Genomic DNA, 23,370 nt, shown 5'->3' with positions numbered 1-23,370 from the left:
CATATGTCTGATTTGACTACAATCGCACGCCCCTATGCTAAAGCAGCCTTCGACTTTGCGGTAGAAAAAGACCAACTAGACCAATGGGGTCAAATGCTGTCTTTTGCTGCTGAAGTTGCTAAAAACGAACAAATGAGTGAACTGCTAACCAGTTCATTCTCTGCTGAAAAAATGGCAGAAATATTTGTTGCAGTTTGCGGTGACCAAGTTGATGCAAACGGTCAAAACCTTTTAAAGGTAATGGCTGAGAATGGTCGTTTAACGGCCCTTCCCGATGTTTGTGAGCAATTCTTCATTCTGAAGAAAGAGCATGAGAAAGAAATTGATGTTGAAGTAATTTCAGCGTCAGAACTTTCTGATGAGCAGCTTGCAAATATCGGCAGCAAACTTGAAGCGCGTCTTGAACGTAAAGTGAAGCTGAATTGCAGTGTAGATGAGACCCTACTTGGTGGGGTTATTATTCGAGCCGGAGACCTAGTCATCGATGACTCAGCGCGTGGTCGTTTGAACCGCCTGAGCGATGCATTGCAGTCTTAATGGGGATTGGAGCATGCAACTTAATTCCACGGAAATTAGCGATCTGATCAAACAACGTATCGAATCTTTCGAAGTTGTTAGTGAAGCTCGTAACGAGGGTACTATCGTATCGGTAAGCGATGGTATCATCCGCATCCACGGCCTAGCGGACGTGATGCAAGGTGAAATGATTGAATTACCGGGTGGCCGTTTTGCACTGGCACTTAACCTTGAGCGTGACTCGGTTGGTGCAGTTGTAATGGGCCCATATGCTGACCTTAGGGAAGGCATGAAAGTTACAGGTACTGGCCGCATTCTTGAAGTGCCAGTTGGTCCAGAACTACTAGGCCGCGTAGTAAACACGCTGGGTGAGCCTATCGATGGTAAAGGTCCAATCGAAGCGAAAATGACTTCGCCTGTTGAAGTGATCGCACCAGGTGTAATCGACCGTAAATCGGTAGACCAACCTGTGCAAACTGGTTATAAGTCAGTTGACTCAATGATCCCAATCGGTCGTGGTCAGCGTGAGCTTATCATCGGTGACCGTCAGATTGGTAAAACAGCACTGGCGATCGATGCGATCATCAACCAGAAAGACTCTGGTATTTTCTCAATCTACGTAGCAATCGGTCAGAAAGCATCGACTATTGCTAACGTGGTTCGCAAACTAGAAGAGCACGGCGCACTACAAAACACTATCGTTGTAGTTGCATCCGCTTCTGAATCTGCAGCGCTACAATACCTAGCGCCATACGCAGGTTGTGCGATGGGTGAATACTTCCGCGATCGCGGCGAAGACGCACTGATTGTTTACGATGATCTATCTAAGCAAGCAGTAGCTTACCGTCAGATCTCTCTACTACTTAAACGTCCACCAGGCCGTGAGGCATTCCCAGGTGACGTATTCTACTTACACTCTCGTCTACTAGAGCGTGCAGCTCGTGTAAGCGAAGAGTACGTAGAGCGTTTCACTAACGGTGAAGTGAAAGGTAAGACTGGTTCTTTGACTGCTCTTCCTATCATCGAAACTCAAGCAGGTGACGTTTCAGCATTCGTACCGACTAACGTAATCTCAATTACCGATGGTCAGATCTTCCTACAAACTGAGCTATTCAACGCAGGCGTACGTCCAGCTGTTGACCCAGGTATCTCAGTATCTCGTGTAGGTGGTTCAGCTCAGACGAAAATCATCAAGAAACTATCAGGTGGTATCCGTACAGCACTAGCTGCATACCGCGAACTAGCAGCATTTGCTCAGTTCTCTTCTGACCTTGATGAAGCAACGAAGAAACAGCTAGACCATGGTCAAAAAGTTACAGAACTAATGAAGCAGAAGCAGTACGCTCCAATGTCTGTATTTGACCAAGCGCTAACTATCTTCGCGGCAGAGCGCGGTTACCTTGATGATATAGAACTGAACAAAGTTCTAGATTTCGAGGCGGCTCTACTATCGTACGCTCGCGGTCAATACGCTGAACTAGCAGCTGAGATCGACAAGTCTGGTGCTTACAACGATGAAATCGAAGCTCAGTTGAAGAAACTGACTGACGACTTCAAAGCAACCCAAACTTGGTAATTAGGTCGGTGGCAGTTTCTGCCACCAACTAACGGAGAGTAACGATGGCCGGCGCAAAAGAGATACGTAATAAAATCGGTAGTGTTAAAAGCACGCAGAAAATTACGAAAGCGATGGAAATGGTAGCAGCTTCAAAAATGCGTCGCTCTCAAGATGCAATGGAAGCTTCTCGTCCATACGCTGAAACAATGCGTAAAGTGATCGGTCATGTGGCAAACGCAAATCTAGAGTACCGTCATCCGTACCTAGAAGAGCGTGAAGCTAAACGTGTTGGTTACATCATCGTTTCGACAGACCGTGGTCTGTGTGGTGGTTTGAACATTAACGTGTTCAAGAAAGCCGTTACAGACATGCAAGCATGGAAAGAAAAAGGTGCGGAAATTGAGCTAGCGGTAATTGGCTCAAAAGCGACCGGTTTCTTTAAACATGGTGGCGCAAAAGTTGCGGCACAGGTTTCTGGCCTTGGTGATAATCCAAGTCTGGAAGACCTAATCGGTTCTGTTGGCGTAATGCTTAAGAAATACGATGAAGGTGAACTGGACCGTCTATACGTAGTGTTCAACAAATTTGTGAACACTATGGTTCAGCAACCAACGATCGATCAATTGCTACCTTTGCCTAAATCGGACAGCAAAGAGATGCAGCGTGAGCACTCATGGGACTACATCTATGAGCCTGAGCCAAAACCTCTACTGGATACGCTACTAGTGCGTTATGTAGAGTCTCAGGTATACCAAGGTGTGGTAGAGAATCTTGCTTGTGAGCAAGCGGCTCGAATGATTGCGATGAAGGCTGCAACGGATAACGCAACCAACTTGATTGATGATTTGGAACTTGTGTACAACAAAGCCCGTCAGGCTGCGATCACACAAGAACTGTCGGAAATCGTTGGTGGTGCATCTGCGGTTTAAGCTTAGGTAAAACGAAATAGTTTAGAGGATTAACGATGGCTACAGGTAAGATCGTACAGATCATCGGTGCGGTAGTCGACGTAGAGTTCCCACAGAGCGATGTACCTAGTGTATATGACGCTCTAAACGTAACGGACTCAAAAGAGCGTCTAGTTCTTGAAGTTCAACAACAGCTAGGCGGTGGCGTAGTTCGTTGTATCGTAATGGGTAGCTCTGATGGTTTACGTCGTGGAGTAGAAGTGGTTAACACTGGCGCTCCAATTTCAGTACCAGTAGGTACTAAAACTCTAGGTCGTATCATGAACGTCCTAGGTGACGCGATTGATGAGTGTGGTGAAATCGGTGCGGAAGAGACTTACTCTATCCACCGTGCAGCACCAAGCTACGAAGAGCAATCAAACGAAACAGCACTTCTAGAAACGGGTGTTAAAGTAATCGACCTAATTTGTCCATTCGCTAAGGGTGGTAAAATCGGTCTATTCGGTGGTGCAGGTGTAGGTAAGACCGTTAACATGATGGAACTTATCAACAACATCGCACTACAACACTCAGGTCTATCAGTATTTGCTGGTGTTGGTGAGCGTACTCGTGAAGGTAACGATTTCTACTTTGAAATGCAGGAAGCGGGCGTTGTAAACGTTGAGAATCCTGAAGAATCTAAAGTAGCAATGGTTTACGGTCAGATGAACGAGCCACCGGGCAACCGTCTACGTGTTGCACTGACTGGTCTTACAATGGCAGAGCGTTTCCGTGACGAAGGTCGTGACGTACTACTGTTCATTGATAACATCTACCGTTACACACTTGCAGGTACAGAGGTATCAGCACTTCTAGGTCGTATGCCTTCTGCGGTAGGTTACCAGCCAACTCTTGCAGAAGAGATGGGTGTACTTCAGGAGCGTATCACGTCAACTAAGCAAGGTTCTATCACGTCTGTACAGGCGGTATACGTACCTGCGGATGACTTGACTGACCCGTCTCCAGCAACAACGTTCGCGCACTTGGATGCAACGGTTGTACTTAACCGTAACATCGCAGCAATGGGTCTATACCCAGCGATCGACCCACTAGATTCAACGTCTCGTCAGCTAGACCCGCTAGTAGTAGGTCAAGATCACTACGACATCGCTCGTGGCGTTCAGCAGACACTTCAGCGCTACAAAGAGCTGAAAGACATCATCGCGATTCTAGGTATGGACGAGCTATCTGAAGAAGATAAGCAAGTTGTATCTCGTGCACGTAAGATTGAGCGTTTCCTTACTCAGCCTTACCACGTAGCGGAAGTATTTACAGGTGACCCGGGCGTTTACGTACCTCTTAAAGAGACTCTACGTGGCTTTAAAGGTCTACTAGCTGGTGAATACGATGACATTCCAGAGCAGGCATTTATGTACTGCGGTAGCATCGATGATGCTATTGAGAATGCTAAGAAGCTATAAGGCTAACTAGGAGGCGATATGGCACCAATAACCTTTCACCTAGACGTAGTAAGCGCTGAGAAACGCATTTTCTCTGGTCGTGTAGAGACGTTTCAGGTGACCGGTAGCGAAGGTGAGCTTGGTATTTTCCATGGCCATACTCCGCTTCTGACCGCTATTCAGCCTGGTATGGTGCGTATTGTGAAACAGCACGGCCACGAAGAGTTCATTTATGTCTCTGGTGGTATGGTCGAAGTTCAGCCTGGTACTGCTACAGTACTGGCTGATACAGCGATTCGTGGTGAAGATCTAGACGCAGCGAAGGCAGAAGAAGCTAAGCGTCGTGCTGAGGAGAATATCCAGAATCAGCATGGCGATATGGACTTCGCACAAGCGGCCAGTGAACTGGCTAAAGCCATTGCTCAGCTACGAGTTATCGAGCTGACCAAAAAGCGTCGCTAAGCTCAATTAGCAACGTTGCATGAAAAAGGCGGCCAAATGGTCGCCTTTTTGATTATTTTTAGTTAGAAATTGACCTTTCACCATTAACTTATCCCTTCAAGCTGTCTAAAATATCCGCCGATTAAATAAATAACGTCAATAGGTTGTCCATGAAATTCAGTGCTGTAATTCTTGCTGCGGGTAAAGGAACCCGTATGTATTCGAACATGCCTAAAGTGCTTCATACTTTGGCAGGGAAGCCAATGGCAAAACATGTCATTGATACGTGTACCGGTCTTGGTGCTCAAAATATTCACCTAGTTTATGGTCATGGTGGTGATCAAATGAAACAGGTGCTAGCGGAAGAGCCAGTAAACTGGGTACTTCAGGCGGAGCAGCTAGGTACTGGTCATGCGGTGGATCAGGCTTCAGCACAGTTCGAAGATGACGAGAAAATTCTTATCTCGTATGGGGATGTACCACTGATTTCTGCGGAAACTATTGAGAGCTTACTTGATGCCCAGCCAACGGGTGGTATCGCGTTGCTGACGGTAGTTCTGGATAACCCGACTGGTTATGGACGTATCGTGCGTAAGAATGGTCCTGTCGTTGCTATCGTCGAGCAGAAAGACGCCACCGAAGAACAAAAACAGATCAAAGAAATCAACACAGGTGTGATGGTTGCGACTGGTGGTGATCTGAAGCGCTGGTTGTCAGGCTTAAACAACAACAATGCGCAAGGTGAGTACTACCTTACTGACATCATTGCTGCTGCTCACGATGAAGGTCGTGCAGTGGAAGCTGTCCATCCTGTTAATGCGATTGAAGTTGAAGGCGTGAATGATCGTGCCCAGCTTGCTCGTCTAGAGCGCGCATTCCAATCGATGCAAGCGCAAAAGCTGCTTGAACAGGGCGTTATGCTACGTGATCCAGCTCGTTTCGATCTTCGTGGTGAACTTCAATGCGGTATGGACTGCGAAATTGATGTGAACGTTATTATCGAAGGTAGTGTATCGCTTGGTGATAACGTGGTTATCGGTGCTGGCTGTGTGTTGAAAGATTGTGAGATTGATGACAACACGATCGTACGTCCATACAGCGTGATTGAAGGCGCGACCGTTGGTGAAGATTGTACCGTTGGTCCATTCACTCGTCTGCGTCCTGGCGCGGATATGCGTAACGACTCTCACGTTGGTAACTTTGTGGAAGTGAAGAATGCGCGTATTGGTGAAGGCTCTAAAGCGAACCACCTGACTTATCTGGGCGATGCTGAAATCGGCCAACGCACTAACATTGGCGCTGGCACGATTACGTGTAATTACGACGGTGCGAACAAGTTCAAAACCATCATCGGTGATGATGTTTTCGTTGGTTCGGATAGCCAGTTAGTGGCACCTGTGGCTATCGCTGATGGTGCGACTATTGGTGCAGGTACGACGCTGACTAAAGACGTAGCCGAAGGTGAGTTAGTGATTACTCGTGCTAAAGAGCGCAGAATCACAGGCTGGCAACGTCCGGTAAAGAAAAAGTAACACATCTCAGCGTAAAACAAATTTAAACCAAAGCCGCTCAATTTGAGCGGCTTTGTTGTTTTCCTTTCCGATTACACTGTTTGGATTAGTAGCTTGGAATTGCGATGCGTTTCTCCAGCCAGCGTACAGCCTGAGAGACCAAGAGAATCAATAATAAGTACTCCAACACTAAGAAAGAGTATATCTCTAATGGTAAGTACTCATTGACCACCAGCTCGTTAGCCCGACGTGTAAGATCACTCAGTCCAATGACACTGACCAGTGAACTCATTTTGAGGATATAGACAAACTGATTGCCCAGCGGCGGTAATATTTGCCTGAACGCCTGAGGCAAAATAACCAAGCGCATCTTTTGCCAGTAATTTAAACCTATCGACTCTGCCGCTTCATGCTGACCGCGACTGATTGCCTGAATCCCACCACGAAACACTTCTGCCATAAATGCACTCTCTGCAATGGTTAACGCGATCACGCCTGCCCAGTAGTGATTGAGTGAGACTGAAAGTAACGTAGGCATGCCGTAATACACCCACAGCAGCAGTACCAGGACCGGAATTGCGCGAATCACTTCAACATAAATACGGTTTATCCATTTAAGCGCAGGCGAATTAGATAGGGCGGGTAAGGCGATGAGTAACCCCAGAGTCATGGCAAACAGCATACTCAGAAGTGATACTTGAATCGTGTCATTAAACCCAGACACCAGGAATCGAAGGTTTGTCCGTCCTTGTTCTGTTGAGGGGTCGAGCACGTACCAGCCCCATTGATAATCAGAGCAGCCAGTCAGTAATGGTAGTGAAGTGGTGAGCCATAGATATCGATAATTCACGTTGATTTCCTGAATTAACCAAACATTTCCATTGTTACTGCTATGTTTTTCAATGGGGTTGTAATAAAGGTTAATCAGTAACCTGTATAAGGTCATTAATGTTAAGGGAATAAACATGAAAAAAATTTTGCTCACTTTAGGCATATGTTTACTCACCATGACTCAAGTTGCGTACGCCCAGAGTCGTCTTCAAGATATTTTAGATAAAGGGGTATTGAGAGTCGGCACTACGGGTGACTGGAACCCGATGACAATGAAAGATCCCGCAACGAATAGTTATCGAGGGTTCGATATTGATGTGATGACGGAGCTAGCTAAAGATCTTGGGGTAAAAGTGGAATACGTAGCCACAGACTGGAAGACGTTGGTGAACGGAATTACCGCCAACAAGTATGACATCACCGGAAGCGCGTCATTAAATATGTCACGTGCCAAAGTGGCCGGATATAGTCAGCCTTATTTTTATCTTGCGTTTGTGCCTGTTGTACAGAAGAGCGATCTTGGGAAATATACCGATTGGGCTGATTTTGATAACTCTGAGGTGAAAGTCGCGGCGACATTAGGCACGGTACAAGAAAAGATGGTGAAAGAGTTTTTCCCTTCCGCGCAACATATTGTGATAGAAGCGCCCGCGCGAGATTTTCAGGAGCTATTAGCCCGCCGCGCTGACGTGTCAGTGACGTCGAATGTAGAAGCCGCCACGCTGGTGGAGAAATTTAGTCAGTTGGCGATAGTCCCAGTTGAAACGCCGCGCAGGCCAACACCGATAGCCATGTTACTGCCACAAGATGATCAAGTCTGGATTAACTACATCAATCACTGGGTGAAGCTGAAAGAAACCCAAGGGTTCTTCAAACAAGTTGCTGAAAAGTGGGGTTTAAAAAGCCTATAAAATGCAAAGAGCCGTATAGAACGGCTCTTGTTAACTAGGTTGTCATCGAACTCTGGTTTAGCGTTACTCTTCGCTGACCACGCGAGAATTGTCTGGTGCAGCAAAGTGCTTAGCCAGCTCTCGATTAGACAGAATGTAGCCGACCCACAAACCAGCCATACAAATCACAATCGCGATACCAGTGACTGATTGAGCCTGGCTGGCCATCGCAGCAACAAATGCGCTGGCAAGACTACTCACGCAGATCTGTAAGCTGTTTTGCAAACCAGCTGCGGTTGCTGGGCTTTGATGAGCACTCTCTAGCGCTCGGTTTACTACGATTGGGTATAGCGCACCGTTTGCGACAGCGATCAGACAGAAAGGCGCCAGAATTGGCCAGATAGAGGTTAACGTCCATTGTGACGCAACGAATACCATCAGTGCCGCGACACTAAATAAGCCTATCAACTGGCGTAAAACGTTTTTGTCGCCATATTTTCGCACACCGACTTTGCCTAAGTAGCCACCAGCCATGAACGCAATAGTTTGTGGAATAAAGCTCATACCAATGTCTTTGGCTTCATAACCCAGTTGCGCCATGATTTCTGGCATACCGGTTAGGTAAGCAAAGAATGCAGCAGAAGCGGTGGCAAACATAGTCACGTTGCCAAGGTAAGTCTTAGAGCCCAGCAGTGCTTTAATATCTGTTGAGATGCTGGTCTGCTTTACTTCCACCTTTTCGTCTTTCTGCATCATGGTTGCCACGACAAGCAATACGCCAACCAGTGTTAAAGTGATAAAAATACTGTGCCAGCCAAAGTTGTCCGCAAGTACCACACCTAATTGAGGAGCAAGCGCTGGTGATAAGGCAACCAAAGGCATAATAGTGGCGAAAATCTGCTGGCTGCTGCTCGAGTAACGTTTAATAACCATCGCTTGCCAGATAACCGCTGGTGCGCAGACGCCGATAGCTTGGACAAATCGCAGCGTGAGTAGCTGCCAAACCTGATCGCAGAATGCCAGACCGAATGAAGCAAGAGTAAATACAACTAAACCTGCGGCTAGTGTATTGCGGTGGCCAAACTTATCCGAAGCCAACCCCCACATCAGCTGACCAAATGCCATTCCCCCTAAAAATACGGTAAGAGACAGGGCAATTTGTTCCGGACCTGTCGCGAAGTCGATTTCCATTGCTTTAAAAGCTGGCAGGTACATGTCGGTAGCAACAAAGCCAAGCATCGACAGCACTGCAAGATAAACGAGTTGTAGTTTTGATATTTTCATTATTAACCAATCAAATTATTTAATTACTTTTTAACCAATATCAGTTGGCGCCAACCCTGATTTACTTGTTCTTTTATTCTATTTTTCGATTTACAAAAAATAAAACGTTAAAATTGTTCACTATCAATCAAAAAATTTGAAAGGTACTTAGTGATGTTTTCCAAATCTTCATTAGAAATGCTGGATACCGTTGCCCGGTTGGGGAGCTTTACCGCTGCTGCTGAGGTGTTGCACAAAGTGCCTTCAGCAATCAGTTATGGTGTCCGTCAGGTAGAGCAAGATCTGGACGTAGTGCTGTTTCGCCGTTTGCCAAGAAAGGTTGAGCTGACACCTGCGGGAGAGTTGTTTATCTCAGAGGCGCGAGTGTTATTGCGTCAAATGGAAGAGGTTAAAGCCCAGACTCGCCGGGCGGCACATGGCTGGCAGACGACGCTCAAGCTGACTTTGGATAACGTGGTGAAACTGGAAAAGCTAAAACCATTGATTGAAGATTTTTATCGCGAATTTGAGTTTGCCGAGCTGCAGATCAACATGGAAGTGTTTAACGGCTCTTGGGAGGCAATTGCGCAGGGGCGGGCGGATATTGTGATTGGAGCAACAAGTGCCATTCCGGTTGGTGGTGACTTTGAAGTCAGAGACATGGGAATGCTGGACTGGGCATTCGTTATGTCTCCAGCGCATCCCTGTGTACGTCAGCAGGCGTTAACGGAAGCCTATGTCAGCCAGTTTCCTGCTATCTGCCTGGATGATACTTCTAACGTATTGCCTAAGCGACACACAGGTCATTATCCCCATCAGCGTCGTCTATTACTGCCAAACTGGTACGCCGCGATTGAATGTCTGAAAAATGGAGTTGGGGTCGGGTTTATGCCGCGCCATATCGCAATGCCATTGATCAATGATGGCGTGCTGGTGGAGAAGGTTCTACCGGACGACAAGCCCGTAAGCCGTTGTTGTTTAGTATGGCGTAAAGATGAGAACCATAATTTGATCCAATGGATGGTGGATTACTTAGGATCATCCAGTCAGCTACATCAGGATTGGTTGCAGGCTTAAATATCAAATAAAAACACCTCGCTATAGCGAGGTGTTTTTTGGGCTGTTTATGATAAGAAGAACTTATAGGATGGGTTATCCGTTTCGTCTTTACACTGGTAGCCAAGTTCGCGTAAATGTGCGGAAAATTGGGCTAAATCGCTTTCATCTAGCTCGAAACCACAAAGAACACGCCCGTAATCTGCACCATGGTTGCGGTAGTTAAACAGGCTGATATTCCAGTGGGTACCAAGTGTGCTTAAGAACTTCAGCAGCGCGCCCGGATATTCCGGAAACTCGAAGCTGTAAAGACGTTCCTTGAGCTTCTTGGAAGGTTTTCCACCGATCATGTAGCGAATGTGTAGCTTTGCCATTTCATCATCAGATAGATCCACCACCGGATAACCACCTTCGCGTAGATCGCGAATAATATGATCCAGCTCTTCCTGGCCGCCCTGAAGACGTACACCAACAAAGATGTTTGCCAGTTCATCATCGTTGTAACGGTAGTTGAACTCAGTAACCGCTCGGCCACCAATCAAGTTACAAAACTCAAAGAAAGCGCCTTGGCGTTCTGGGATCGTGACAGCGAGTAAGCCTTCACGCTTTTCACCTAGTTCACAACGTTCAGAGACATAACGTAAGCCATGGAAGTTGGTGTTGGCACCAGACAGTACTGTACCGAGGTTTTTGTCTTTGAGTTTGTTCTGTTCAGCAAACTTCTTCAAACCTGCCAGAGCAAGCGCGCCTGAAGGCTCTGCTATCGCTCGTGTATCTTCAAAGATATCTTTCACGGCTGCGCAGATTTCGTCGCTTGATACCGCAATATGCCCATCAATGTATTTCTGACATAAACGGAATGTCTCTTCACCGATGCGTTTTACCGCCACACCATCGGCAAACATACTGACTTGATCAAGTACGACAGGCTCTCCGGCATCTAAGGCAGCTTTCAAACAAGAAGAATCTTCTGGCTCGACAGCAATCACTTTGATTTCCGGCATCAGTTGTTTAACCAATACCGCGACACCTGCCGCCAGACCACCACCGCCAACCGGAACAAAGATGTAGTCCAGATGGCCATTTTGCTGCAGCATTTCCATACCAATGGTGCCTTGACCAGCAATCACCAATGGATGATCGAACGGTGGCACAAAGGTGTAGCCATGTTCTTCTGACAGGCGTTCAGCTTCTGCTTTTGCTTCATCAAAGTTGTTGCCATGCAGCACAACGTTACCACCAAAGCTACGTACCGCATCAACCTTGATGTCCGGCGTGGTTTTTGGCATTACGATCGTGGTTTTGATGCCTAGTTTAGTGCCCGATAACGCCATCCCTTGAGCATGGTTGCCCGCCGACGCAGCAATGACACCAGCAGCTTTTTGCTCTTCAGACAGGCTGGCAACCATGTTGTAAGCGCCACGCAGCTTGAAAGAGTGCACTGGCTGGCGATCTTCACGTTTGATTTGCACATTGTTGCCAATGCGTGCCGACAGACGCGGCATATCTTGCAGTGGCGTAACCGTTGCGACTTCATAAACTGGCGCACGCAGGATTTGGCGCAGATAGTCTGCGCCAGTTTGATTTACTTTCTTTGCGGGTTGAGATTCCATCATTGCTAGCCCTCTAGCTTAGACTTGTCTCGTACTGCACCTTTGTCAGCACTGGTTGCCATGCTAGCGTACGCTTTAAGTGCAAAAGAAACTTCACGTTGGCGATCAACTGGTTTCCAACCGAGTTCATCTTGTTTTGCACGACGTGCTGCCAGCTCATCTTCTGCTACATCGAGGGTGATAGAGCGACTTGGGATATCAATGGTGATGATGTCGCCATCTTGAACCAAGCCAATCGTACCGCCACTGGCTGCTTCTGGGGATGCATGACCAATTGACAGACCCGATGTGCCACCTGAGAAGCGACCATCTGTTAGCAAGGCACAAGATTTGCCTAATCCCATCGATTTCAGGTAAGTAGTTGGGTAGAGCATTTCCTGCATACCCGGACCGCCTTTAGGACCTTCATAACGAATAACTACGACTTCACCCGCTTTAACTTTACCACCTAAGATGCCATCAACTGCTGAATCTTGGCTTTCAAAAACAATCGCAGGGCCTTGGAACTTAAGGTTTTCCTCATCAACACCAGCCGTTTTGACTATACAGCCATCAACCGCAATGTTGCCTGAGAGAACGGCTAGGCCACCTTCTTGACTGAATGCGTTCTCTTTTGAACGGATACAGCCATTTTCACGGTCATCGTCTAGGCGATCCCAGCGGCAGTCTTGTGAGAATGCTTGGGTGGTGCGGATACCCGCAGGGCCTGCTCGGAAGAACTTAAGTACTTCTTCGTTTTCCGTTTGCATGATGTCGTACTCGGCAAGCTGCTGCTGCATAGTCATGCCCAATACCGTACTCGTACTGCCGTTTAGCAAACCAGCACGGTCGAGTTCACCTAAGATAGCCATTACGCCACCCGCACGGTGTACATCTTCCATGTGGTATTTCTGTGTCGATGGCGCCACTTTACACAAGTGTGGTACGCGACGAGACATTTCATCGATATCGTTCATATCGAAGTCTATTTCACCTTCCTGAGCCGCAGCTAAAAGGTGTAAAACGGTGTTGCTTGAGCCACCCATTGCGATGTCCAGCGCCATTGCGTTTTCAAAGGCGTCGCGGTTAGCAATGTTGCGTGGTAAGGCGGACTCGTCATCTTGTTCGTAGTAGCGTCGAGTCAGATCAACGATACGTTTACCAGCGTTAATAAACAGTTGTTCACGATCTGCGTGTGTTGCCAGCATCGAACCATTGCCTGGTTGAGAGAGGCCTAGCGCTTCTGTCAGGCAGTTCATTGAGTTGGCGGTAAACATGCCTGAGCATGAGCCACAGGTTGGACAAGCCGAGCGTTCTACCTGTTCGCTCTGTTGATCTGACACGGTTGGATCTGCGCCCTGGATCATCGCATCAACCAAATCTAGCTTGATGATTTGATCAGAAAGCTTGGTTTTACCAGCTTCCATAGGGCCGCCAGAAACAAAGATAACCGGAATGTTCAGGCGCATAGCGGCCATCATCATTCCTGGAGTGATTTTGTCACAGTTAGAGATACACACCATAGCATCGGCACAGTGTGCATTGACCATGTACTCTACAGAGTCGGCAATCAATTCACGTGAAGGCAGTGAGTAAAGCATACCGCCGTGACCCATTGCGATACCGTCGTCGACAGCAATGGTATTGAATTCTTTTGCGATGCCACCTGCTTTTTCGATTTCACCTGCAACCAATTGACCCATATCTTTCAGGTGTACGTGGCCAGGTACAAATTGAGTAAACGAGTTCACCACAGCGATGATTGGCTTACCAAAGTCTTCATCTTTTACGCCAGTTGCACGCCAAAGCGCGCGTGCGCCCGCCATGTTACGACCATGTGTGGTGGTTGCTGATCTATATTTTGGCATTTCCTAATTCCTTCTTACTTCTGCTCTGAGTACACACAGTCTAAACAGCCCACTTCTCTTTCGTGGTGCTGTTAAATAGGCCATCGTCGGCCTCTTGCAGTAGTTTAGTTGTTGGACAACGCTCGGCGCTGTCCATTTCCATTGTTTCGCTTGTTGCCACAGGGCTCTTATGCACTTACCTGTTGTTGTAAGTTGTGATTTGGCAGTTCATCGTTGCGGATTTTTAGTACCTCAACTTTGCGAACATCCCACAGTTTTTCAATTTGATTGATCAAAAATGAGATTGGTCGATCGCTGTCGACGATGATTTCCACACTGGCAACTTTACTTTCGTGGTTTTGAGTCGCAGCAACTTGTTTGATCACGAAGCCTCGGTGACGAATCACACGTAGAACGCGCTCTAACAATACCGGTTTGTCATCGGCTTTGATGTCGAGTAAATATCTGTCCATGTGATCGTCTCCTAGGTGTTTTCCAACATATCACTGTTTGATGCGCCAGGTGGCACCAAAGGCCACACGTTTTCTTCTTCGTCGATTAACACGTGAAGCATGTAAGAAGTTTTGCTTTCCAGCATCTCTTTCAGAGCCGGTTCCACTTCTTCTTTTTTGGTGATGGTTTTGCCCGGAATGTCGAATGCTTTTGCCAGCATCACGAAGTCAGGGTTGTCATCAAGGATAGTTTCACTGTGTCGGCCATCAAAGAACAATGACTGCCATTGGCGGACCATGCCAAGACGTTGGTTGTTAAGAAGAACAATCTTCACCGGAATCTGGCGACGTTTTAGCGTACCTAATTCCTGTACGTTCATCATAAATGAACCGTCACCAGTAATAAGGATAGACTGATCATCCGGACGTGCGACTGCAGCGCCCATTGCGGCTGGAAGACCAAAACCCATGGTGCCCAGACCGGCAGAAGTGATGAAGTTTTGTGGATCACGTGGCTGAATATGCTGCGCTGCCCACATTTGGTGTTGGCCTACGTCTGTTGAGACGATAGAGCTATCCGGCATCATGTCAGACAACTGCTTAAGCAGCAGTGGTGCGTAGATCAGTTCACCCGGATGGTCGTAACGCCACTTGAAGCCACTGCGTAAGCTTTCACTGTGGTGAACCCAAGGTGTGATGTCTTGTGTAAGTTCAAGCTGAGGAAGAATGGTATTGATATCGCCACGTAGTGGTGCGTTTGCGTGGCGCAATTTATGAATTTCTGCCGCATCGATATCGATGTGAATCACTTTCGCATTGGGTGCAAAAGTATCAAGCTTGCCCGTCACACGGTCGTCAAAGCGTGCACCGACCACAATCAGCAGATCGGCTTCCTGAACGACGAGGTTGGCCGCTTTAGTGCCGTGCATGCCTAACATGCCTAGATAGTGAGGGTCATGGCGTTCAATCGTGCCTAGGCCTTTCAGAGTGCTTACCGCTGGCATCGGGTTCAGACGTAAGAACTCTCGTACTGCATCGGTCGCTTTCGCTAACTGAACACCACCACCCACGTATAAAACCGGGCGAGTAGAAGCTGCTAGCACTTCTTGCGCACGTTTAATATCTTCGGCAGCGACATCTTCAATTGCTGGAGCAACGTATGGAGTCAGTAAATCGGTTGGTGCTTGAGCGAGTTGAACATCTTTCGCGATATCAACAATGACAGGACCCGGACGTCCGGTTTTCGCTACTTCAAAGGCTTCAGCCAGAGTCGGGGCAAGATCTTCGATCTCGGTAACCAGATAGCTGTGCTTAGTACAGGCTAGAGACATACCAATCACATCCATTTCCTGGAAAGCGTCGGTACCGATATGAGAGCTGGCAACCTGACCTGTGATGGCTACCAGTGGAACTGAATCAAGGAAAGCGTCGGCAAGGCCGGTCACTAGGTTGGTCGCGCCAGGGCCAGAAGTTGCCATACAAACTGCAACGTCCTGAGTCGAGCGAGCCATACCGATTGCAGCCATGGCTGCCCCTTGTTCATGACGACATAAGATGTGCTCTACACCTCCGTCATACAAAGCATCGTAGATTGGCATGATCGCCCCACCGGGGTAACCAAAGATGGTCTTGATACCTTGCTGTCTTAAAGCGGCTACGACAAGTTGTGCACCAGTCATCGTAAACCTCCTTTGCTACGTTGCGGCTCGTAGCTATTACCATTTGTTTTGCACTTCATGTGCACTCCCATTCTTCCCGTTAAACTGTCTAAGGGTTAGACAGATGACAACTTGTAGTTGTAAAAAAACCCCCGGACCTTTCAGTGCGGGGGTTTTTTGTAATTTGTGGTTATCTTTCGCCCACAATACCCCGCGCGGTGCCAATAATGACCACGATAATCAGGGCTAGCAGTGAGTTAATGTAAGCGAAAAGATTCATCTGTCTGTCGTTCTGTTTTCGTTAAATTTTGTTGTGTAATGTTCTACGAAATTGTTTGCGTCATTAGTGGTATCACACAATTCCTCTGCATGACAAGCAAAAAGTCATTCTTTTTTCACATTAACTCCCAATTAAGACGCGGTATATAACATAAACACATAGTGAAAACATTTGTTTATAAAGCAATCAATAACTGGTTGGGGATCGTATGGGGCTGGCAATCATTCATAGTCGGGCAAGCGTCGGTGTACAAGCGCCGTCAGTTAGTGTGGAAGTACATATTAGTAACGGTATGCCGGGCTTTACTCTGGTTGGGCTGCCAGAAACCACGGTAAAAGAATCGAAAGATCGGGTACGCAGTGCCATTATCAATTCCAATTTTCAATTTCCTGCCAAGCGCATTACGGTCAACTTAGCTCCGGCGGATCTACCCAAAGAGGGTGGACGCTTTGATTTACCCATTGCGCTGGGTATTTTGGCCGCTTCAGAGCAAATCGCGACAGATAAGCTCAAAAACTACGAATTTGTTGGTGAGTTAGCTTTGTCTGGAGGCTTAAGGCCAGTAAAAGGGGTGCTACCTGCCGCACTCGCTGCAAGCAAGTTTCAGCGCCATTTGGTCGTGCCACATGTGAATGGTGATCAGGCGGCGCTGGTGGGTAAAGAACAGCATAAATCCGCTCAGTCGCTGCTTGAGGTGTGTGCTGAATTGTGTGGTCAACATCGGCTTAATTTGCATATATCACCTAAGCGTAAAACACCACAAAGCCATAACCGAGATTTACAGGACATCATTGGCCAGCAACAGGGTAAGCGAGCGCTTGAGATCGCGGCGGCAGGTAACCATAACTTATTATTTTTAGGACCACCCGGTACCGGAAAAACCATGTTAGCGTCGCGCTTATGCGATTTGTTACCTGAAATGAGTGATGATGAAGCGATGGAAACCGCATCCGTCGCGTCATTAACACAAAGCGAAATCAATGAGCATAACTGGAAGATACGGCCGTTTCGTTCTCCACACCACTCCAGTTCGATGGCGGCTTTAGTCGGCGGAGGTTCGGTTCCGAGGCCGGGAGAAATTTCTCTGGCTCACAATGGCTTGTTGTTTCTGGATGAAATGCCGGAGTTCGATCGTAAGGTGCTGGATTCGCTGCGAGAACCGCTGGAGTCGGGCGAAATTATCATCTCTCGGGCTCAGGGCAAAACCCGATTTCCTGCCCGCTTTCAGCTGGTGGGCGCTCTCAACCCCAGCCCGACTGGCTACTACGAAGGCAATCAGGCACGCACTAACCCACAAGCCATTCTGCGTTATTTAGGTCGTCTGTCGGGACCGCTACTGGATCGATTCGATATGTCTCTGGAAATTCCTGCTTTGCCAAAGGGCACATTATCTGAGGGTGGGGACCGCGGTGAGCCAACAGTGGTTGTGAAAGAGCGCGTGAATGACGCACGTCAGCAGATGTTAAATCGCAGCGGTAAGGTGAACGCTTTGCTGGGTAGTCGTGAGATAGAAGCGTTTTGCCCATTACAAAAAAGTGATGCTGAGTTTCTGGAGACAGCCTTACACAGACTGGGACTGTCCATTCGTGCGTATCACCGAATCATTAAAGTTGCCCGCACTATTGCTGATCTGGATGGGGAAGAGCGGATTGAGCGCTCCCATCTGGCGGAAGCCCTTGGATATCGAGCAATGGACCGATTACTGAAACAGCTTACTGCTCAGGCTGTGTAATCAGTCCTTACCCAAAATAGCGGCCAGCGAATTAAAAGCGATAGCTGAAGCCTAACGAGAACAGGTATTCCTTCTCGTCATAGAAAGTAATGTTTGAGTCGGTTTGACTATAGCCAGCGAATGAAATGAAAGACCAGTCTTGCCAATCAAACACATTTTGGTATTCGTAAGCGGCAAACAGGCTCAACGTATCGTCACTGCGCGTCTTGGTGAAGGTCTGGCTTTTAGATTGATAATCCTCAAGGGTATAACCACCAGTGAGTGCTAAGCGGTGACGATTGATGAACTTAAACCAGCTCAGTTCAAACCCATACGAGTCGAAGGATTCTGCTTTACCATCGGCATCTTGGTTAATGTAAGTAAATGCAGGTTGCAGGATGGAAGTCCGATCAAGCGAAATTCGATAGTCACCTTTAATGTAGTAAATATCAGCATCACGAGTCAACGAGCGATCCGTCACTTCCTCTTTATCAATTTCTTTGTTGGCATAGGCAAGATCAAGATTGAAGTTTTTATCAATCAGCCCTTTAACCTGAAAACGGTACGCGTTACCGCCCTCATCGGTTGTGCGCCTAGCCACGCCCACCTGATACGGATTACGCCAGGTTTCGCCTTCTAATATGGTTGGCAAGTACGATACATCGAGTACGGTGCCTGATGGCAATTGGTATTGATAGCCTAGCTGAAATGCAAGTGTTCCAATGGCCACATCTGAGCGAGTGGTACCTGCATAGACTTGCTGGTTGAGCTGCGTACCGAAGGTATAGGCGATGTTTCCAAGCGGCGCTGCGACTACCGAGCTATCGCTGTCTGCACTGTGATTGAGTGAATCGATGGTCTTGTTGTTATCGGTATTAAAGTTAGATTCTGATGCAATAAAGGCAGCGTTAAGTGAAATCTCACCGCTGAATCCAGCGGTTTCTGCGAGCTGAGCTTGAGCTGAACTGACGATAAAGGCCAAGGTCAAGACCGTTAGTCTTGGTTTCATTCATGATCTCCCTATTTGCGAATGAATGGTTCGAGCAATGGTTGAGCGTTTATTTGTATTGGAGAGTGGCTTAATTTCTTTGCCCAACTGATACAACAATATATTCCCTTTATTTCATATTGTGCAAGGTCAAGCGGATAAGTGGTAACTAATCAGACCATTCTCATAAATGTTTCAATGTAGCAATGTGACAGTATAATTACACGCTGTTTTATTACTCACACCTTAGCGCTGTTATCATGTTGGCATATTTGTTACTTCTTCTTAATGCGTCTCTAGTCATAATCAATTCGGCGATCTGTTCATTGGTTATTTGCTTTATCGCCGTGATTAAACTGTTAATTCCAGGCGTAAAGCTAAAAGCGAAGGGAACCGAAGCCGCTAACAAGGTGATGTGGGCGTGGGCAACGGTAAATGCGGGGATACTCGCGCTGTCCAATCGCGTTGAATGGGATGTGCAAGGTGGCGATGAGCTAAAGAAAGATGGTTGGTACCTTTTGATCAGCAATCATCTGAGTTGGACTGACATTGTGGTGCTGTGTTGTGTGTTTAAAGATCGTATCCCAATGCCAAAGTTTTTCCTCAAACAGCAACTGTTGTATGTACCATTTATTGGCATGGCTTGCTGGGCTCTGGATATGCCGTTTATGCGTCGTTATTCGCGCGAATATCTTATCCGTAACCCGCATAAGCGTGGTCAGGATTTGGCAACCACGCGTCGCTCTTGCGCTAAGTTTAAGCATACTCCCACGACGGTAGTCAATTACGTAGAAGGCACGCGTTTTACACTAGAAAAGCAACGCCAGAGCAAAGCACGATATCAACATTTGTTGCAGCCAAAGTCTGGTGGCATCGCTTACACGCTGGCTGCGATGGGTGATCAGTTTGATAGTATTATTGATGTCACGTTGGCTTATCCGGAAAATACCCATAAACCATTCAGAGACATGTTAATGGGCCGTATGAGCAAGATAGTGGTTCGTGTGAAGGTACTGCCGGTCGATGAACAAGTGCAGGGTGATTACTTTAACGATAAACCCTACAAGCGTCAGTTTCAGCAGTGGTTGGGTGATGTCTGGCAAGAGAAAGACCAGTTACTGCAAGAGATACACAGATAAAACAAAGGGGAGCCGAAGCTCCCCTTTGTGCAATCTAGACGGATTATTTAAGTTCTAATAAGTAGTTTACCAGAGCAAAGTACTCATCCATGGTTTTGATGCTTTGCGCTTGTACCAGGTATTTGTTGTTTACAATCACTGCCGGAACACCTGTCAGGCCACTGTCTTCAAACTGTTTGTCCATACGACGAACCATAGAGTCGACAGCAAAACCTTTGAATGCTGAGTCGAACTTCTTCTCGTCCACACCTTCATCTAAGAAGATTTGACGCAGTTCCGCATCGTCGCGCGGCGCTTTGCGCAAATTGTGAATGCGGTTAAACATCACAGGTACCATTTTATCTTCAACCTTAAGCGCAACCATAGTTGCGAATGCTTTGCTCATTGAAGGGCCCATGCTGCCACCCATAAAGGATACGTGGTTCTTTTGTAGCTTCACGCCTTCAGGTAACTGATTTTTAAGTTGCTGAATAATTGGCTCAAACGAATTACAGTGTGGGCAGTAAAATGAGAAGAATTCAGTCACTACAGGCTTATTAGAAGCCTCTAGATCTAATACTTTGTAGTGTTCACCTTCGTTGAATTGTGCGGCTTGTGCTGAAAGGCTCAGCATCAGCATAGAAAACAGTGCGAACAGCTTTTTCATTTATATATCTCCATTTTGAATTAGTTGGCTGACTTACCATTGAGGCATTAAAGAAAGGGGTGCTTCTTCTAAGTTGGCAATCTGCTCTTTAAAGCCAAGAACCTGACCTTCCCAATATTTTGGCTCATTAAACCATGGAAAAGCCAACGGAAATGCAGGGTCGTGCCAACGTTTTGCTAACCATGCCATGTAATGCACCATTCGTAGACCGCGAAGTGGTTCAATTAGTTTCAATTCTGCGGAGTTAAAATCACAAAACTCTTGATAAGCTTCCAGAACGATATCCAGCTGCATCAGCTTATCTTGTCGCTCACCATTCAACAGCATCCACAAATCTTGTACTGCGGGTCCGTTTCGGGCGTCATCCAGGTCGACGAACATCGGTCCATCGCGCCAAAGAATATTACCTGGATGGCAGTCGCCATGCAGACGAATAGTGCTAAAGCTGTCCTGCCAGTGGTTTTCGATAGCTTTGATCAGGATATCCAGGTCGTTAAAGAAGCTGTTCTCCAGATGCATTGGAATCATGTTCGAATTTTGCAAAATCTCTCTAGGCTGATAGAGGTATTCTTGTAAACCGATGCTTGGCCTGTGTTGAAAGGTCTTTTTACCGCCAACCTTATGGATTCGACCTAAAAATCGACCGACGCCTTCCAGTTGATCTAGATTGTCGACTTCAAACTGGCGTCCGCCAACACTTTCAAACAGGGCAAAACCGTAGCCTTGGTAGTGATGTAATGTTTGACCGTTAAGAATGACAGGTGGAGCGACCGGGATTTCGTTTTCGATAAGCTCTAAAGTGAAATCGTGCTCTTCCTGAATTTGTTCGTTGCTCCAACGCTCAGGGCGGTAGAACTTCACCACATAGCGGCGACGCTCTTCATCGGTAAACTGATAAACGCGGTTTTCATAACTGTTGAGAGGGAGAAAGCCAGATTCCGCGCGAATACCAATGCTTTCTAACGCATACCACATAAAATCGGGTGTGAGTGCGTCAAAGTTAAACGTACCTTGGGACATATAAATAAAAAGGCTCATTACTGAGCCTTTTTCCGTTAGTCATCGAATTTGAAATCAGAGTTTCTTGATAAACCGGCTTTCCACTTCGATGGTGAATTCATTGCTCTTATCGGTGAGTATAAACTGAATTGTGGTTATCGCAGAGTTTAGCTTGTCAGGATCTGCGCCAAGACTCATTGGTAAGTTCAATACTTCTCCAGGTTGTACCTGAATGGTCTGTTTTCCATACCAGCTCACATCGCTCATGCCTTTCACATCCAGTTGGTACTCTTGCACTTGCTGGGTCTTGTTGATTACTTTGAGCGTATAAGTATTCTCGACTTCTCCCGCGCTATTGATGCGGAACAGTTGGTTGCGGTCTCGAAGCACGCTCATACCAGCCGGATCAACGGACGCAATTTGAGCGAAGAATAAGCCGATCATAATCAGGAATACTGCACCATAGCCGATCAGTTTCGGACGCATAACCTTCGTATGTTTACCAGATAAACGGTGTTCGGTGGTGTAGTTGATCAACCCTTTTTCATAACCCATGCGATCCATGGTTTGGTCACACGCATCAATACAAGCACCACAGTTAATGCACTCATATTGCAAACCGTCGCGGATATCGATGCCAGTAGGGCACACCTGCACACATAAATCACAGTCGATACAGTCACCCAAACCAAGTTGCTTTGGATCGGCCTTTCGTGAGCGTGGGCCGCGTTTTTCACCACGTTTGGTGTCGTAACCAACGATAAAGGTATCTTTGTCGAACATGGCGGACTGGAAACGTGCGTAAGGGCACATGTGAATACACATGATAGATCGCATCCAGCCGGCATTACCGTAGGTACAGATTGCAAAGAACATCACCCAGAAAACAGGCCAGAAGCTGGAGTTAAACGTGAAGAAATCGATCACCAGTTGCTTCATTGGCACAAAGTAACCGACAAAGGTGAATCCGGTGATCAGCGCTATCGAAAACCAGGCGATATGCTTGAGCGTTTTACGCATGGCTAAGTTGGCGGTGAGCTTATTGGCGTCTTGTTTACGGCGCTTATTCGCACTGCCTTCGAGTTTTTCTTCAAACCAGATGTACATGAAAGTCCAGACGGTTTGTGGACATAGATAACCACACCAGACCCGACCTAAAAAGGTGGTGATGAAGAACAGACCAAATGCCCCGATAACAAACAGCAGTGCCAGCAGAGTAAGATCTTGCGGATAGAGTGTGGTGCCAAAAAAGTTGAACTGCTGATTACCGATATCCAATAAAATCGCTTGGCGATCTCCGTACGGAATCCAAGGTGTCAAAGCAAACAGTAGCAGTAAAAACCAGCCGCCGTAGCGTCTTAGTTTTTGATAGGTTCCTTTACTTTCACGTACATAGATGCGATTGCTTGGGTTAAAACGATCCCCGTTACCTTTGTGGGTTTTGGGGTTAAAAGTTTTCGGAGTCACATCTTTAATGTCGATTTTATCCTGACTCATGTACTCATCCTTCTTAGGCTTTTTATAATGTTCGGCGTCATTTCTGATGATGTCGCTCTATGACATTGCTATTCGTTAACTATTTTAGTTAATGCTGATAAACGGTGATTATACAACCAATAACATTTCCTTTTCTTTAACGTAGTCA

20 protein-coding genes are annotated in these 23,370 nt (G+C 46.9%); 10 read left to right on the top strand and 10 right to left on the bottom strand.

Translation table 11 applies throughout. The features are described 5' to 3' along the window. The first annotated feature begins 3 nt into the window (after nt 1-3). The 6 genes from atpH (at nt 4) to glmU (ending at nt 6,394) form a co-directional block, all read left to right on the top strand. The gene (gene atpH / locus DBX26_RS15400) at nt 4-537 is read left to right on the top strand and encodes a F0F1 ATP synthase subunit delta (RefSeq protein WP_014233415.1); all 534 of its coding nucleotides are present in this window, start codon (nt 4-6) and stop codon (nt 535-537) included. A 13-nt stretch (nt 538-550) separates the two neighbouring features. Beyond that, nucleotides 551-2,092 carry a F0F1 ATP synthase subunit alpha gene (gene atpA / locus DBX26_RS15395; RefSeq protein WP_014233414.1) on the top strand — a complete coding sequence of 514 codons (1,542 nt, stop codon included), beginning with the start codon at nt 551-553 and terminating at the stop codon, nt 2,090-2,092. A gap of 44 nt (nt 2,093-2,136) precedes the next feature. After that, nucleotides 2,137-3,003, top strand: a complete 867-nt coding sequence (gene atpG / locus DBX26_RS15390) for a F0F1 ATP synthase subunit gamma (RefSeq protein WP_014233413.1) — start codon at nt 2,137-2,139, stop codon at nt 3,001-3,003. Between the two features lie 35 nt (nt 3,004-3,038). After that, the gene (gene atpD, locus DBX26_RS15385) at nt 3,039-4,442 is read left to right on the top strand and encodes a F0F1 ATP synthase subunit beta (protein ID WP_014233412.1); all 1,404 of its coding nucleotides are present in this window, start codon (nt 3,039-3,041) and stop codon (nt 4,440-4,442) included. Between the two features lie 18 nt (nt 4,443-4,460). After that, nucleotides 4,461-4,883, top strand: a complete 423-nt coding sequence (locus DBX26_RS15380) for a F0F1 ATP synthase subunit epsilon (RefSeq protein ID WP_014233411.1) — start codon at nt 4,461-4,463, stop codon at nt 4,881-4,883. Nucleotides 4,884-5,032: 149 nt separating this feature from the next. Next, nucleotides 5,033-6,394, top strand: coding sequence for a bifunctional UDP-N-acetylglucosamine diphosphorylase/glucosamine-1-phosphate N-acetyltransferase GlmU (glmU, locus tag DBX26_RS15375; RefSeq protein ID WP_014233410.1), 1,362 nt, complete (start codon nt 5,033-5,035; stop codon nt 6,392-6,394). 85 nt (nt 6,395-6,479) lie between these two features. Here the strand turns inward: glmU and DBX26_RS15370 are convergent, their stop codons facing one another. After that, nucleotides 6,480-7,223: an amino acid ABC transporter permease gene (locus DBX26_RS15370; protein ID WP_118119840.1), complete on the bottom strand. Its 744-nt coding sequence runs from the start codon at nt 7,221-7,223 to the stop codon at nt 6,480-6,482. A gap of 115 nt (nt 7,224-7,338) precedes the next feature. On the opposite strand from DBX26_RS15370, the gene DBX26_RS15365 reads away from it, so the two are divergent. Continuing rightward, on the top strand, nt 7,339-8,115 hold the full coding sequence (locus tag DBX26_RS15365; protein WP_118119687.1) for a transporter substrate-binding domain-containing protein: 777 nt from the start codon (nt 7,339-7,341) through the stop codon (nt 8,113-8,115). Nucleotides 8,116-8,178: 63 nt separating this feature from the next. Here DBX26_RS15365 and punC read toward each other — a convergent pair whose 3' ends face one another. Further along, on the bottom strand, nt 8,179-9,378 hold the full coding sequence (gene punC / locus DBX26_RS15360; RefSeq protein ID WP_118119685.1) for a purine nucleoside transporter PunC: 1,200 nt from the start codon (nt 9,376-9,378) through the stop codon (nt 8,179-8,181). A 153-nt stretch (nt 9,379-9,531) separates the two neighbouring features. Between punC and punR the strand changes: the two genes are divergently transcribed. Then, nucleotides 9,532-10,434: a DNA-binding transcriptional activator PunR gene (gene punR / locus DBX26_RS15355; RefSeq protein ID WP_014233406.1), complete on the top strand. Its 903-nt coding sequence runs from the start codon at nt 9,532-9,534 to the stop codon at nt 10,432-10,434. Nucleotides 10,435-10,481: 47 nt separating this feature from the next. On the opposite strand, the gene ilvA is transcribed toward punR, so the two are convergent. The 4 genes from ilvA to ilvG all read right to left on the bottom strand — a co-directional run bounded on the left by ilvA (nt 10,482) and on the right by ilvG (nt 15,983). Then, nucleotides 10,482-12,029: a threonine ammonia-lyase, biosynthetic gene (gene ilvA / locus DBX26_RS15350; RefSeq protein ID WP_014233405.1), complete on the bottom strand. Its 1,548-nt coding sequence runs from the start codon at nt 12,027-12,029 to the stop codon at nt 10,482-10,484. Between the two features lie 2 nt (nt 12,030-12,031). Next, a complete protein-coding gene (ilvD, locus tag DBX26_RS15345) occupies nt 12,032-13,873 on the bottom strand; it encodes a dihydroxy-acid dehydratase (protein WP_020333559.1) in 1,842 nt (613 codons plus the stop codon). Nucleotides 13,874-14,040: 167 nt separating this feature from the next. After that, nucleotides 14,041-14,325: an acetolactate synthase 2 small subunit gene (gene ilvM, locus DBX26_RS15340; RefSeq protein ID WP_014233403.1), complete on the bottom strand. Its 285-nt coding sequence runs from the start codon at nt 14,323-14,325 to the stop codon at nt 14,041-14,043. A gap of 11 nt (nt 14,326-14,336) precedes the next feature. Next, on the bottom strand, nt 14,337-15,983 hold the full coding sequence (ilvG, locus tag DBX26_RS15335; RefSeq protein ID WP_020333557.1) for an acetolactate synthase 2 catalytic subunit: 1,647 nt from the start codon (nt 15,981-15,983) through the stop codon (nt 14,337-14,339). Nucleotides 15,984-16,450: 467 nt separating this feature from the next. Between ilvG and DBX26_RS15330 the strand changes: the two genes are divergently transcribed. Beyond that, nucleotides 16,451-17,974, top strand: a complete 1,524-nt coding sequence (locus DBX26_RS15330; RefSeq protein WP_118119683.1) for a YifB family Mg chelatase-like AAA ATPase — start codon at nt 16,451-16,453, stop codon at nt 17,972-17,974. A gap of 31 nt (nt 17,975-18,005) precedes the next feature. Here DBX26_RS15330 and DBX26_RS15325 read toward each other — a convergent pair whose 3' ends face one another. Further along, nucleotides 18,006-18,962 (bottom strand): DUF2860 domain-containing protein, encoded by a 957-nt coding sequence (locus DBX26_RS15325; RefSeq protein WP_118119681.1) that lies wholly within the window; start codon nt 18,960-18,962, stop codon nt 18,006-18,008. Between the two features lie 239 nt (nt 18,963-19,201). On the opposite strand from DBX26_RS15325, the gene DBX26_RS15320 reads away from it, so the two are divergent. Then, complete coding sequence (locus DBX26_RS15320) at nt 19,202-20,080, top strand: acyltransferase (protein ID WP_118119679.1); 879 nt, start codon at nt 19,202-19,204, stop codon at nt 20,078-20,080. 43 nt (nt 20,081-20,123) lie between these two features. On the opposite strand, the gene DBX26_RS15315 is transcribed toward DBX26_RS15320, so the two are convergent. From DBX26_RS15315 to ccoG, 3 genes are read right to left on the bottom strand one after another with little or no spacing between them, the layout of a single operon-like run. Next, nucleotides 20,124-20,726, bottom strand: a complete 603-nt coding sequence (locus DBX26_RS15315) for a thiol:disulfide interchange protein DsbA/DsbL (protein ID WP_118119677.1) — start codon at nt 20,724-20,726, stop codon at nt 20,124-20,126. Between the two features lie 33 nt (nt 20,727-20,759). After that, on the bottom strand, nt 20,760-21,746 hold the full coding sequence (locus DBX26_RS15310; protein ID WP_118119838.1) for a serine/threonine protein kinase: 987 nt from the start codon (nt 21,744-21,746) through the stop codon (nt 20,760-20,762). A gap of 54 nt (nt 21,747-21,800) precedes the next feature. After that, nucleotides 21,801-23,222: a cytochrome c oxidase accessory protein CcoG gene (gene ccoG, locus DBX26_RS15305; RefSeq protein ID WP_118119675.1), complete on the bottom strand. Its 1,422-nt coding sequence runs from the start codon at nt 23,220-23,222 to the stop codon at nt 21,801-21,803. Between the last annotated feature and the right edge of the window lie 148 nt (nt 23,223-23,370).

It is taken from the genome of Vibrio sp. dhg (assembly GCF_003443775.1).
GTDB lineage: Bacteria > Pseudomonadota > Gammaproteobacteria > Enterobacterales > Vibrionaceae > Vibrio > Vibrio natriegens.
The sequence above is the reverse complement of the archived record's forward strand: the minus strand, read 5'-3'. Positions and strand labels throughout refer to the sequence as shown.

Coding starts and splice junctions, on each gene's coding strand:
- DBX26_RS15330 (WP_118119683.1), top strand. CDS start 16,451: ATGGGGCTGGCAATCATTCATAGTCGGGCAAGCGTCGGTGTACAAGCG.
- DBX26_RS15380 (WP_014233411.1), top strand. CDS start 4,461: ATGGCACCAATAACCTTTCACCTAGACGTAGTAAGCGCTGAGAAACGC.
- glmU (WP_014233410.1), top strand. CDS start 5,033: ATGAAATTCAGTGCTGTAATTCTTGCTGCGGGTAAAGGAACCCGTATG.
- ilvG (WP_020333557.1), bottom strand. CDS start 15,983: ATGACTGGTGCACAACTTGTCGTAGCCGCTTTAAGACAGCAAGGTATC.
- ilvA (WP_014233405.1), bottom strand. CDS start 12,029: ATGATGGAATCTCAACCCGCAAAGAAAGTAAATCAAACTGGCGCAGAC.
- DBX26_RS15325 (WP_118119681.1), bottom strand. CDS start 18,962: ATGAAACCAAGACTAACGGTCTTGACCTTGGCCTTTATCGTCAGTTCA.
- punC (WP_118119685.1), bottom strand. CDS start 9,378: ATGAAAATATCAAAACTACAACTCGTTTATCTTGCAGTGCTGTCGATG.
- atpG (WP_014233413.1), top strand. CDS start 2,137: ATGGCCGGCGCAAAAGAGATACGTAATAAAATCGGTAGTGTTAAAAGC.
- DBX26_RS15310 (WP_118119838.1), bottom strand. CDS start 21,746: ATGTCCCAAGGTACGTTTAACTTTGACGCACTCACACCCGATTTTATG.
- ccoG (WP_118119675.1), bottom strand. CDS start 23,222: ATGAGTCAGGATAAAATCGACATTAAAGATGTGACTCCGAAAACTTTT.
- DBX26_RS15365 (WP_118119687.1), top strand. CDS start 7,339: ATGAAAAAAATTTTGCTCACTTTAGGCATATGTTTACTCACCATGACT.
- atpA (WP_014233414.1), top strand. CDS start 551: ATGCAACTTAATTCCACGGAAATTAGCGATCTGATCAAACAACGTATC.
- ilvM (WP_014233403.1), bottom strand. CDS start 14,325: ATGGACAGATATTTACTCGACATCAAAGCCGATGACAAACCGGTATTG.
- atpH (WP_014233415.1), top strand. CDS start 4: ATGTCTGATTTGACTACAATCGCACGCCCCTATGCTAAAGCAGCCTTC.
- DBX26_RS15320 (WP_118119679.1), top strand. CDS start 19,202: ATGTTGGCATATTTGTTACTTCTTCTTAATGCGTCTCTAGTCATAATC.
- DBX26_RS15315 (WP_118119677.1), bottom strand. CDS start 20,726: ATGAAAAAGCTGTTCGCACTGTTTTCTATGCTGATGCTGAGCCTTTCA.
- atpD (WP_014233412.1), top strand. CDS start 3,039: ATGGCTACAGGTAAGATCGTACAGATCATCGGTGCGGTAGTCGACGTA.
- ilvD (WP_020333559.1), bottom strand. CDS start 13,873: ATGCCAAAATATAGATCAGCAACCACCACACATGGTCGTAACATGGCG.
- punR (WP_014233406.1), top strand. CDS start 9,532: ATGTTTTCCAAATCTTCATTAGAAATGCTGGATACCGTTGCCCGGTTG.